Here is an 11992-nt window from a genome sequence, read left to right as displayed (position 1 = left end):
TCTCCTCACTAGGAGCTGGAAACGGAGGCTTGGGTATTTTCACTCATCTATGAGTTTCTCGGCTGTGTTGCCCCTGCAAAAAGAGCCAAGGCCTCTAGGCTCACAAACGTAAAGCTTCATGAAGCTCTCTCATGACGATCGCTGCAGGTCGCATGCCGCAGCGGGGATGGTTCGACGTCCTCGATGACTGGCTCAAACGCGACCGATTTGTTTTTGTCGGCTGGTCCGGCATTCTCCTTCTTCCCACGGCCTACCTCTCCATTGGTGGCTGGTTAACGGGAACCACCTTTGTAACTTCTTGGTACACCCACGGCATTGCGTCGTCGTACCTCGAGGGTTGCAACTTTCTCACCGCTGCTGTGTCTACCCCCGCTGACGCGATGGGTCACAGCCTTCTCTTGCTCTGGGGCCCAGAAGCCCAGGGTGATTTTGTCCGCTGGTGTCAACTTGGAGGCCTCTGGGCTTTCGTCGCACTCCACGGCGCCTTCGCACTGATCGGCTTCATGCTGCGTCAGTTCGAAATTGCTCGTTTGGTCGGCATTCGTCCTTACAACGCCATCGCCTTCTCAGGTCCGATTGCGGTGTTCGTCAGTGTCTTCCTGATGTACCCCTTGGGGCAGAGCAGCTGGTTCTTTGCGCCCTCCTTTGGTGTGGCTGCAATTTTCCGCTTCCTGTTGTTCCTCCAGGGCTTCCATAACTGGACCCTGAATCCATTCCACATGATGGGAGTGGCCGGCATTCTTGGCGGTGCACTGCTTTGCGCCATTCACGGCGCGACTGTGGAAAACACCCTTTTTGAGGATGGTGAACAGTCGAACACCTTTAAGGCGTTTGAACCCACCCAGGAAGAAGAGACCTATTCGATGGTCACCGCCAACCGTTTCTGGAGCCAAATCTTCGGAATTGCGTTCTCCAACAAGCGTTGGCTGCACTTCTTCATGTTGTTCGTGCCAGTGATGGGCCTGTGGACCAGTTCCATTGGCATCATCGGCCTTGCACTCAACTTGCGTGCCTATGACTTCGTGTCACAGGAAATCCGCGCTGCTGAGGATCCTGAATTTGAAACCTTCTACACGAAGAACATTCTTCTGAATGAAGGTCTGCGTGCCTGGATGGCACCGGCTGACCAGCCGCACGAAAACTTCGTCTTCCCTGAAGAGGTTCTGCCCCGCGGCAACGCTCTCTGATTTCCGACTTGGTCTTCTTATAGCCCCCGCATGGGGGCTTTTTTAATGGTTAGTTGAAAGTTCTTAGTTGAAAGCTTTTGTTTGGAAGCGTTTGTTTGCGGATATTGGTTTAGAAGCCATGGATGATGGGTGTTGGATGAAGGCAAGCCGTGAACCGTGCTTTGCAAGACCTGTGCAATTCAAGACAATGTTGAACGCCATCTTTTTGTTGTGGGGCTAATGGAGTAAAGGGTTGACTGCTGAAATCAATGGGGATAGAAGTGGTGTTGCGGAGTTATCGTTTACCGTATGGATTGGTTTTAAGACTTTTGTGGTAGATGTGAGGCTAAATGGGTTTCAGTCTTAAAGATCGTTCCTCGATTGAGCGCGCAGCCTTGATTGTTTCTGTCGTCTATGCCGGTATTCTTTTTTTAACGGCTGCTGTTCAGCATTATCTGTTTGGTACTCAAGTTTGGGATATTGGGCTTTTTGAGCAATTTAGTTGGCTGATTGCTGAAGGCAAGGCTGCGGCGATTAGTAGCTTGAGGCAGGTCACTCCTTTGCAGGATCATTTTTCGCTTCTCCTCCTGCCGTTAGGAGCAATTTATAAAGTCTTCCCTTCTACGTTTACCTTGATCGGTTTGCAGTCGATGGCGTTGGGATCGCTCCCTGCTGTTGTTGCTTATTTGGCTGTGAAGCGACAAATTAAGCAGTTGCTTATTTGGGCTTTAATGTGCGCCATTGTTCTTTGTCCCTATGGCTTTTTGGTCAACAGGGGGGACTTTCATCCAGATGTCCTCACGATCCCATTCATGATTATTGCGATTTTTGAGGCGACTCAGGAGCGAAGATGGCGATACTATTTTTGTCTGTTAATCGTACTCTTTGCCAAGAATGCTCAGGCTCTGTTTGGCTTAGGTTTGGGCTTGTATGCGATCGCTAGGAGTAGATATCTAAGGGGGTTGATTGCAATTGTAATTTCAATTTTTTGGTGGTTCTTGGCAACGCATCTTTCTTCTGCTGGAGGAGATCATGTTGCAATCCGTTTGGGTTATTTAGGTGATACGAAGCTCGAGATGCTTACGACATTGCTTGTGCGGCCATGGATTGTTTTTAGTGTTGCCTCCCCCTCAGATATTTTTCTCTATACCTTGGGACTCTCGCTTCCCTTTCTTGCTCTTCTGCGTAAGCCAGCATTGGCATGTTTGCTTGGCGCAGCTCCAGTTTACTTAGTGAACATTATTTCAGATTCGGGGATTCAGCGTGAGTTGAATCATCACTACTCCATTCCCATCCTGGCCTTTTTGATTGCCGGCTGTCTTGATTCATTGCCAGCGATCTCAGTCAAGGCGCGTCATATTCAGAAGAATATATTCAATACCACCTTGGTCTTGTCCTTGGTGGCTTTCTTGGGTTACTCAAGAATGATTTATTTTAAATCCCGATACCTGCCACGCTTGCCAGAAGCAGTTGCTTTTCAGTCAGTTGTTTCTGATATAGGTCCTCAAGAGTCTGTTCTGGCCTCTTCTAATTATGTGGTTCACCTGGCAGGGCGTGAGCGCATATCTCAAATTGAAAAAGATGATTATCAGCAAAAATGGCCTTTTGATGTAATTATTTTTCCTAGCGAAAAGGCCTTGATTAATGTACGGGGAAGGCTTCGGGAGGTTGGCAAGACAAAAGTTGGACGCAAAATGAGCCGCATCCTTGAAGAGGCAAAGGCGTCTGGTATGACTTGTGATCAGCCGAATAGTTACATTCGCTTATGCCGTATGAAGGAGTGATTGGTTTTGATTGAAGTTGCTGTAGCCTTTTAACCCTGTTTGTATGGATTGCGGAAGCTTTGATGCTCTGTTGACTCTCCGTTTGCGTACATAGGGCAAGGGGATGAAGTTGCGATAGTTTCGGGCCTTCGGGCTGCTGTCTTTTAATAGGGGCGTTTTGGAAAAAAGAACCGATCCGATGGCGTCGTTCAAGATCTGGAATCGGCTCACCAGATATTGGCCACCTGCTGTTTTATGTTTAGCGGCTGGATTTTGGCTGATTGGTTTCTTCCTTCAGATTTGGCGGCTGGAAAGTTTCGGGTCTACCTACGACCAAGCCTTATTCCTTCAGGAGTTGTGGTCGACTGCGCAAGGCCGCCCTTTCGAAAGCAGTTTGTCATCCGTTCTGTCATCTGCTGTTGCGGTGAATGGCGATCTGCCGAAAGTTTCCTATCTCCATTTGGGTCAGCACGCCAATGCATTGACGCTGCTTTTGGCTCCAGCGGTCGCTGCTTTCGGTTGGGTTGTTCTTCCTTTTGCACAAGTCACAGCATTAACAGCGGCCGGGTTAGTCCTGTGGCGTATCGCTCAATCGCGGTTGCCTGAGGAGTTGGCTTGGCGTCTCGTGTTGAGTTACTTCTTGAGTGGGGCTGTATTTGGCCCGATGTTGGAGAACTTTCATGACCTGATTTGGTACCCCCTGCTTGGATTTTTGATCCTGGGGGGATTGCTCGATCGCCGCTTGCGACTGGTCATTGTCTCGTCTTTTTCCTTGTTGTTGGTGAGAGAAGACAGTGGTTTATTGCTCTTTTCGATTGGTGTTTGGGCCGCTGTTCGTAGGTCTGATGTGCGTGGAATAGGTATTGGGTTGATGCTGATCTCATCTGCCTGGGTCTTTCTTGTGACGGGGTTGATTCAGCCTTCTGTCGATGCTTCCTTATCTGATCGTTTTCTCCAAGAAAAATTTGGGCATCTGGTTGAGGATGTCTCTGGCGGAACTTGGTCAGTGTTGTTCCAAATGCTGCAAAAGCCAGTAGCCCTTTTGCAAGCCTTGGTCAGTCCGCCAGGGGCCACCCTGGGCTTTCTAATTGCACTTTCTCTGCCGCTCTTACTGGTGCCTCTGTTCTCAGTTGATGCGGCGTTGATTGTGAGTGCACCATTGCTGATTGCTTTGTTATCGCAGGGTCGTACTGCTCTGGCTGTGACGCTTCGCTACGTGTTGGCTCTTGTTCCAGGCCTGTACATCGGTACGTTGCTGTGGTGGCAATCCAACCCGTCAATTTGGAAGAAGCGTTGGTTGCGACCCTGTTGGACTGCTGCGTTGAGTATGGGGCTGTTGCTTACGATTGTGAGTAATCCGCACCGAACCTTTTCGGCCTTAGTGCCAGACAGTTTTTCACCATGGGTTCATGTGTCTCCCTCGGCGATGGTGAAGCGACGTGCCGTGGGGCGCAAAGCCCTCTCCTTGATTCCGCCGACAGCTTCAGTTAGTGCAGATACTCCTCTGCTCCCATGGCTGGCTCAGCGTGAGGTAGCCATTCGCTTCCCTCATGGTGTGCGCTACCTCGATCGAGAGGACCAAATTCAGGAGGTGGATTGGATCGCCGCTTTTCCTGGCTATTACTCACCTCTTGTGCCCTTATTTAAGCGAGAAACCGAACAGCAAAGAGGCATTTTGCATGCTGTGGAAAGACTTACGGCTGAGGGACGCTATGAACCGGTTTTTTGTGAGGGAGGAGCGTTGATTTTGCGTCGGGTTTCCGGCAAAGTTCAAGACCAGAATCCCAGCTTTGACAAGTCCAATTCTTGTCTTTTGCCTGACTGAGCAAATCAGCCTGGAGTCTTTTTTTAGACCCCCAGCCTGGATCGTTTGGATTAAGTAAGAACACTGTCCAGCCATTGCGAAAGGCTTGCTTGCTTTGCGATTTTTTGGCGAAGGCAACGTGCTGCCTTTGACTAATCTGGGGTACGAAGTAACTGGTTGTTAGAACGCGATCCTGTGGTGTGAGTTTGGAGATGGCTTGTTGTGCATCACCAATCACATTTACTCTGTTGAGATAGGGGCCAGTGAAAAACCAGGGTTTGGCTAGCGCGATCCAGAGAGTGACTGCCCAAATCACACCTTTCCAAGGAAAAGTTTGTCTTGGCCTTAGGGCTAATCCGTCGATTGCGGCTGTCACGCTGAGGACGGCAAGAGGAAGGCTGTAGTGGTGAATCAGCGTTCGATAGGACGATGCCTCTGCGTTCAGGTTGACGAGCAAAAGTGGGACTGCGGCGCTCAAGATCACGAGCGACCGACGTCTCCAGAAAGGCAGAGTGGGAAGGATTAAGACCAGGAGGTAGAAGGCACCGTCGCCGAAGTCGATGTGTGTGAATGCAAGCCATGGTCGGCTCATCAATATGAACAGAATGTCGCCAAAGTTGTTACCGAGATGAGAAAACATTCGACCGGCGGCTTTTGGCCCTTCTCCACCCCTGAACAAGGGATACAGCCACTGGCTCAGCAGCAGAACCCAGGCGCCGGAGAGTCCTGCGCCCGCGATGGCCCAACGCCAGCGCCGTTGGATTAGCAAACTGAGGCTGAGCCCAAGCGTGATCAGAACGAGGCCATCGCGGCATCCCAACATCAAGACCAGAAGCAAAAGCCACCCACCAAAGCGCTGCTGGCGTTGGCACCAAATCGCCAAGGCGAGCGCTGGCATCACCCAGGTTTCAGGGTGGAAATCAAACAAATTGACGTTGAAAACCAATGGTTGCAGCCACCACAACAGGCAGCTGAACCAGCAGAGTCGTCTGGATAGACCTGCTTGAGTTCCCAAGATCCAAACAGGGATTGCGGTAAGACTGAGGGCCAGCGCTTGGCTTGCGAGCAGCCAATGAACGGATGGTTGAAACCAATACAGCAAGCCGGACCCATAGAACATCCAGGCGCCGTGATCAGCCAGCACATGAACATCCTCCATTGAGGAAACAGGTGGTAACCCATTGCCGAGCAACCAGGCCCATTGATCAAAGAGCCCAAGGTCATAGGCATTGCTCTGAAGCAGCCAATGGCGAGAAGCCGCTAAGCCCCAACCAAGGACTCCAATGCCAAAGGATGTCCACCAGAGGCGTGCGGGTGGCGTGCTGTTCATGGCTGGTCGGTGGAAGAGCAGTGCCAGAGCGCCCAATCATCAGCGTGTGGTGGATTGGTCGTGCTCGAACAGCTTTGGCGGGAGCGCTTGCTCACGAGCCAAAACTCCGCTGGAGTCTTGGACTTCAATTCCTTTAAAGGACGCTTTGCGTACCAGTTGAGTGAGGGGCGCGTGGATCCATCCAGCATCACAACCGCATCAGGTGGGAGCGATCGAATTTGTGCTGCTACAGGCCTTGGATCCCAGATTTCATTGAGCTCCCATAGCCATAGATGACTGTGCCAAAGGGCAAGCAGGCCAAGGCTCCACCCCGTGATCAGCACGGCGAGTCCCTGTTGGCGTTGACGTTGCGGGGGTTTGGAGAGCATCACTCCGCCGATGAGCAAGCCAAGGCCTGCGGCAAACAAGGCTGGGAAGGGAAGCGCCGCCCTGGCCTTCATCGCCACAAGAACCGTTGTGCTTACCAGGAGGAGAGCTCCCATCCATTGCCATGCTTTTGGGATCCAATGGGGACGCCCCTCCTTCAAGAGTTCAGCCAGGGCTTCTCCACATAGAAGGGCGATGGGTGGCCAGAGCAGGTGGCTGTACCAAGGCAACTGGGTCCGCAAGGGCAACACCATCAGCGCGCTGCCGACCAGGAGACCGAGTTCCCATCGGCCCGTTGATGTTTTGCGATGGCGCCATGCCCAGACCACGCCGCTGGGTAGGAGCAGGATCCAGGGCCACCCGCCTTCAAGAATCTCTGTGAGTGGCATCACCCAGGCCCCACTGTTTTCGCCGACGACTTCGGTCACGCGACCAAATCCCTGGCCGCCCCACATCACGAGTGCATCGCTGCCGCGCTGCCCAAGGTGCCAAAGGTGCCAGATGGCTCCAGGGATCAGGCCGCTCATCGCCCAGCCCAAGGCTGAACATTTTCTGCTGGAGGGCCTATCGAGCAGAGTGATGATCCCGATCATGGCCAAGTAGCCAATTAGGGCCGGTGGTTTCAGGAGCAAGATGCCGCTTCCCCCCAATCCGGCAAGCAAGCCACGCCAAGGCCAGCGCTTGCTGCTGAGCCAACCGCTGATCAGGAGCAGGCTGCAACTCACAAGAGTTCCGTCCAGCATCGCGAGCCGGCCATGGCGAGCCATGGGCAACAGGGTCATCAGGATCAAACCAGAACAAAGGGCGGAGCGCTCAGCGCCTTGTCCATGGCTCAGTTGGCGACGCAGGATCACGATGAGTGGTACGGCCAAGCTGGAGAGCAGACTTGGCATCAGCCGTACGGCCCATTCATCTTCCCCAAATCGCTGGATCGAGGCCCCAATGAGCCAGTGCAGTCCTGGTGGTTTGTTGAGGTAAATCGCCTCACTGTTTTTAATGGCTAAAAGCCAGTCCCAAGCCGGTTGTGCTGTGGTGGAGCGGGAGACTCCTGCGACGAGAGCTTCATCCCAATCGCGCAACGGCAGATTCCCCATCCAAGGGAGCCAAACCAGCAGGGTGAGCAACCAGAGCAAAAGAGGCAATGGCACTGTCACAAGCCGCCAGCGTCCGTTATCTTGCAAGGGACTAGATCGCAGTGATGTGGTCTCATCCTCAACCTTCGGGTCCATGAATGAGATCGAATGCATCGCCGGCGTTCATCTATCCATCCAGGAGGAGGTGTCCATGAGTTCCAGTTGTTTGACCCAGGGTCTGCTGATCGCGGAGAACGCCGGCTGACGGCATTGTCCTCTAACTGATCAATCGGTTCCGCGCCAGAGCGGACCCGGCGAGAGCCCCCGGCCAGTCTCTGGTCGGGGGCATCGTTTTAGGACTTTTTGTTGGGAGGCCGTTTTGGGTGAGGGGCCAAAGGCGTTGCGAGCCGTTCACGTAACTGCCTCTCTAATTCAGGCTTGTGAGGCCCGTTCTGTTGCAAAACGGCGATGCCATTTTTGAACGCTTGCACCCGGTACTTGTCCATCTGATCAGGCAGCTCCTGCTGGATGCGTTTCAGCTCACGCCAATCACTTCTAAACGCCACGCTGTAGCGCTCCAGCCAGTCGAGATCGACGGCAATCCAATCCACCGAGAGTTTGTTTTTGTTTCGGTCGAGGTAATGCAGCGATTCGGGATAACGGACCGCAACCTCACGTCGAGCGATCAACGGAATGAGAGGCGTGTTCGCGCTCACAGAAGCGTCTTGGGGGATCAGATCCAGAACTTGGCGGGCATCTTGTCCGTGCTCCCATTGCTGAATGGGATTGCTAAAAACCATCGGTTTGATGCTGTCAGGCACGATCCACGACAGGCTGCGATGGGGGTTGCTGCTCACGGTGAGCAGGAGAGAAAGGCTGATGGCGATTCCCCACGCCAGGCGAGTGCGGCGGCCGGGGGTTGGTAGCTGGCGACGGCTCCACCAGAGCAGGGCCCCGAGGCTGAAGCCGGGGACCACGAGAAGCGTATAGCGAATGGTGATCGAGAGCGGGTCATTGCTGCCTTGGGCCAGAAATAGGCCCAGGAGTGACGGGCCTGCAAGGATCCATGCATCGAGGCTGATCAGGGGCACCATCAGAAATGGCAGTCCATGACCCAGCAGGTACAAAAAGGTTTGACCTGGCGGGGAGATCAGTTCCCTGAGCACGATCAGCGGCTGGCTCAAAGCCTGTTGCAACATCGAGAGGCTGCTGGCTCCTTCGCTCGGATCCCCATCCAGATATTGGCCAAAATTCTCTACCATGAATCTCTTGCTGTTGTCGTCCGAGAAGAGCGGCATCAAGGCATTGGTGACCAGCACCATCCATCCCGCTCCCCAGATGATGAGGGCGACCGCGATTGGCCAGCGTTTTGGCTCTCGTAAGAGCAACCACAATCCGATGGCAATCAGCATGATGCCCGTGTCTTCTCGAATGAGCGGGATCAGGGCAGCGGCGATCAGGATCAACCACCCCATTCGCCTCTGAAGACCCAGCATCAGGGCAAAAACAGCGAGGGGAAGCTGGCAGAGATCAGTGAAATTTCCCAGGGTGGGACCGATGAGTGCATTCCCTCCGTAGAACCCATACGTAAGCCAGTTCGCCGTCCTTGCTGGAACAAGTTGAAGGGCGAGTTGATGCAGGACGAATCCTGCAAAGACGATCAGCCCCACTTGCACAATCGGAAGTGCGGCGCCTCCGATCAACCCGAATAAAGGTGCCCAAAGCAGTAGGGAGGGTGTGAAATGCTGCCCTAAACGCGCATAGCCCAAGCCTGCGGGTTCACCGCTGTGGATCACATTGGTAGAGAGCTGTGAGGAGAGTGTGCTCTCAAAGGGGTGCCCGCGCAGGCTGTTCCACAGCACTTGCTGAAAAATGCCTTGGTCGTAACTGGCGAGCAGCACGTGGGAGCGCCAAGCCTGCAGAAGGATTGCGGCAACTGCAAAGATCAGCGCAGCAACCAGAGCTGACCTGGTGGGCTTTGAGAGCGGTGCAGGCATCCGCAAAGGCCTTGGGATAGTTCCTTATCAATAGTGGATGGTCATCTCCATGCTGAGGCCAGCCTGAGGCCAGCCTCTTGCCAAAAATGCTGTCTCACTTCCGCTGATGGAGCGATTCCCCAGGCGATTGATTTGTTGCTTGCGATACTTAATTTGATGTTTTTGTTAAATTTGATACTTTTCGCAGACATTTTGTGTCATGCAATACATTTTGGAATTTTTTTTGTTGCCTGCAATACAAATCGGACTGCTTTTTGTCGTATTGGATACATCCAATAGCACTTTCTGGCACATCAAGGCTCGAATTAATTGGTTGATTAAATATCTTTCTTTTTGACGCTTAGCGTCTCGATACCTCAATTTTTTGGTGTGAGGACCGAAAATGAAACTTTTCCATCAAATGCTGGTGGCCCCAGCTGCCCTGGGCCTTCTGGCACCTGTGGCTGCGAATGCCACTGAGCTCAATATCAACGGTGTGTCTGATTACGCCGCCACTGGCGAGCAAGTCACCAGCATCACTCAGTTTTCCGACGTTTACCCAACCGATTGGGCTTATCAGGCACTCAGCAACCTGATCGAGCGCTACGGCTGTGTTGCTGGTTACCCCAACGGCACCTACCGCGGTAACAGGGCGATGACCCGCTTTGAAGCGGCTGCTCTGCTGAACGCCTGTCTCGACCGCGTCACCGAAGTGACCGACGAGCTGAAGCGCCTGATGAAAGAGTTCGAAAAGGAACTCGCCATCCTCAAGGGCCGTGTTGACGGACTGGAAGCCCGCGTTGGCGAACTGGAAGCCACTCAGTTCTCCACCACCACCAAACTGAAGGGTCAAGCCACCTTCGTGATCGGTGCTAACAGCTTCGGTGGCGATGCCAAGCAAGGTGTATTGGATGCGGTATTTAGCACTAATGCTTCCGTCCAAGACGGAGACTTTTCTGGAGGTATCTCTTCATCAGACTGGAGATCTGGCGGCGCTGGTACCAAGCGTGCACGTGCAGCTGCAGCCTCATCGGGCGCAACAAGTTTCAACTACGACCTGCGTCTCTTCCTGGATACCAGCTTTACTGGTAAGGATTTGTTCCGCACGATGTTGCGTGCCGGTAACTTCGGTAGCAGTGCCTTCGGTGGTGGTGAATATGTTGGCCTCGACGGCTTGGAGACCGCTTTCGAAGAGCCTTCAGGTGCTAATAGCGTTGCTGTAAACCGTCTCTGGTATCAATTCCCCATCGGTAGCAGCTTCACTGCAACCGTTGGTGGTGTCGTTCGTCAAGACGACATGTTGGCTGTCTGGCCTAGTGCTTATCCAGCCGACACCGTTCTTGACTTCTTCACCTATGCAGGTGCTCCTGCGACCTACAACCTCGGCTTAGGCGCTGGTGGTGGTTTGTGGTGGCAGTCTGACGACTTCAGCATCAGTGCTAACTACGTCAGCACCAATGGTGCTCTTTCCGATCCCAACGCTGGTGGTATCGCCACTGATGGCGCAGGTTCCAACGGTACCGTTCAGATTGCTTACGCACCTGAGAATTGGGGTCTAGCAGCTGCCTACAACTACACCTCTCTGAATGCTGGAACGCTCTACGGAGGTAACGGCACTCCCCTTGCAACCGCCTTCACTGGCGCAGGTAACAATTCTTCCGTTGGTTTGAGTGCCTGGTGGTCCCCAGAAGAAGCAGGCTGGTTCCCCAGCATTAGTGCTGGTTGGGGCTACAACAGCATCACTGACGGCAACGACACGCTCGTCTTCCGTTCTGCAACCACGCAGTCCTGGTATGTGGGTCTCCAGTGGGCCGACGCCTTCATGAAGGGCAACACCTTGGGTATGGCCGTTGGTCAGCCCACCTTCGTGACTGACGTCTCCTACCGCAACGACTTTGACGAAAAGTCCAATTTCGTTGCTGACGGCAACTACGCCTGGGAGTGGTGGTACCAGTTCCAAGTCACCGACAACATCTCTGTGACTCCTGCGATCTACTACCTCAGCCGCCCTTATGGCGATCTGACGAATGGTCAAGGCAAGGCCTTCGGTGGCAACCGTGGGGATGACAACAACACCTTTAACAACTTTGGTGGACTTGTTAAGACCACCTTCAAGTTCTGATCTCTTTGACACATAAGGACTTGTTTCGAGTCCTTGTTTGAGGCTGAAATCCTTATTAGCCCCCTGGAAGATAATTAGTCCTCCAGGGGGCTTTTGTTTGGCTGATTGTTGGCATGTGTGCCCCATACCGCCGGTTCTTGTTCTTGCCGCTCCGCTTTGAAAAAGTTGTGCCTTGGCGCTGTTGGTGTCCAATCTTGAGAGGGCGGGGGCAGCTCTTTTTTCGTGGGTCAATCGAGCAACTGTCATGCCATGAGGCTGGCGTCTAGGCATTCGCAAGATGTCTTTTTTTTCAGGCTGGCTGCGGAGAGTGCAGTCATTGATGGATTGATGAAGTCAAGGGCTCTTGCCTGTGTGCCATTACCTCATCTGGTACGCAAAGAATTGGCGTCAGG

The 11992-nt window shown here is 53.2% G+C and carries 6 protein-coding genes and 1 pseudogene; 4 read left to right on the top strand and 3 right to left on the bottom strand.

The genetic code is table 11. The features are described 5' to 3' along the window. The first annotated feature begins 131 nt into the window (after positions 1-131). The 3 genes and pseudogenes from psbD to SynROS8604_RS13950 form a co-directional block, all read left to right on the top strand. Positions 132-1187 (top strand): photosystem II D2 protein (photosystem q(a) protein), encoded by a 1056-nt coding sequence (psbD, locus tag SynROS8604_RS13960; protein ID WP_006853965.1) that lies wholly within the window; start codon positions 132-134, stop codon positions 1185-1187. Between the two features lie 329 nt (positions 1188-1516). Next, positions 1517-2950 carry a DUF2079 domain-containing protein gene (locus tag SynROS8604_RS13955; RefSeq protein ID WP_186544436.1) on the top strand — a complete coding sequence of 478 codons (1434 nt, stop codon included), beginning with the start codon at positions 1517-1519 and terminating at the stop codon, positions 2948-2950. Between the two features lie 178 nt (positions 2951-3128). Next, positions 3129-4613: pseudogene (locus SynROS8604_RS13950) on the top strand (DUF2079 domain-containing protein); the annotation flags it as partial. A gap of 10 nt (positions 4614-4623) precedes the next feature. Here the strand turns inward: SynROS8604_RS13950 and SynROS8604_RS13945 are convergent. The 3 genes from SynROS8604_RS13945 to SynROS8604_RS13935 all read right to left on the bottom strand — a co-directional run bounded on the left by SynROS8604_RS13945 (position 4624) and on the right by SynROS8604_RS13935 (position 9499). Beyond that, positions 4624-6063 carry a DUF2079 domain-containing protein gene (locus tag SynROS8604_RS13945; protein ID WP_186544435.1) on the bottom strand — a complete coding sequence of 480 codons (1440 nt, stop codon included), beginning with the start codon at positions 6061-6063 and terminating at the stop codon, positions 4624-4626. Then, the gene (locus tag SynROS8604_RS13940; protein ID WP_186544434.1) at positions 6060-7658 is read right to left on the bottom strand and encodes a glycosyltransferase family 39 protein; all 1599 of its coding nucleotides are present in this window, start codon (positions 7656-7658) and stop codon (positions 6060-6062) included. Before SynROS8604_RS13940 ends, SynROS8604_RS13945 begins: the two co-directional genes overlap by 4 nt. Before the next feature lie 197 nt (positions 7659-7855). Further along, the gene (locus tag SynROS8604_RS13935) at positions 7856-9499 is read right to left on the bottom strand and encodes a DUF2079 domain-containing protein (RefSeq protein ID WP_186544433.1); all 1644 of its coding nucleotides are present in this window, start codon (positions 9497-9499) and stop codon (positions 7856-7858) included. A gap of 382 nt (positions 9500-9881) precedes the next feature. Here SynROS8604_RS13935 and SynROS8604_RS13930 point away from each other — a divergent pair, with 382 nt between their 5' ends. Continuing rightward, entirely contained in the window at positions 9882-11600 is a 1719-nt protein-coding gene (locus tag SynROS8604_RS13930) for an iron uptake porin (protein WP_186544432.1), read from the top strand. Positions 11601-11992: the final 392 nt, after the last annotated feature.

The organism is Synechococcus sp. ROS8604 (genome assembly GCF_014279655.1).
Lineage (GTDB): Bacteria > Cyanobacteriota > Cyanobacteriia > PCC-6307 > Cyanobiaceae > Synechococcus_C.
This window is presented reverse-complemented; position numbering and strand designations above follow the sequence as displayed.

Excerpts from the sequence above, each read along its gene's own strand:
- SynROS8604_RS13935 (WP_186544433.1), bottom strand. The coding sequence starts at position 9,499 with ATGCCTGCACCGCTCTCAAAGCCCACCAGGTCAGCTCTGGTTGCTGCG.
- SynROS8604_RS13940 (WP_186544434.1), bottom strand. The coding sequence starts at position 7,658 with ATGGACCCGAAGGTTGAGGATGAGACCACATCACTGCGATCTAGTCCC.
- psbD (WP_006853965.1), top strand. The coding sequence starts at position 132 with ATGACGATCGCTGCAGGTCGCATGCCGCAGCGGGGATGGTTCGACGTC.
- SynROS8604_RS13955 (WP_186544436.1), top strand. The coding sequence starts at position 1,517 with ATGGGTTTCAGTCTTAAAGATCGTTCCTCGATTGAGCGCGCAGCCTTG.
- SynROS8604_RS13930 (WP_186544432.1), top strand. The coding sequence starts at position 9,882 with ATGAAACTTTTCCATCAAATGCTGGTGGCCCCAGCTGCCCTGGGCCTT.
- SynROS8604_RS13945 (WP_186544435.1), bottom strand. The coding sequence starts at position 6,063 with ATGAACAGCACGCCACCCGCACGCCTCTGGTGGACATCCTTTGGCATT.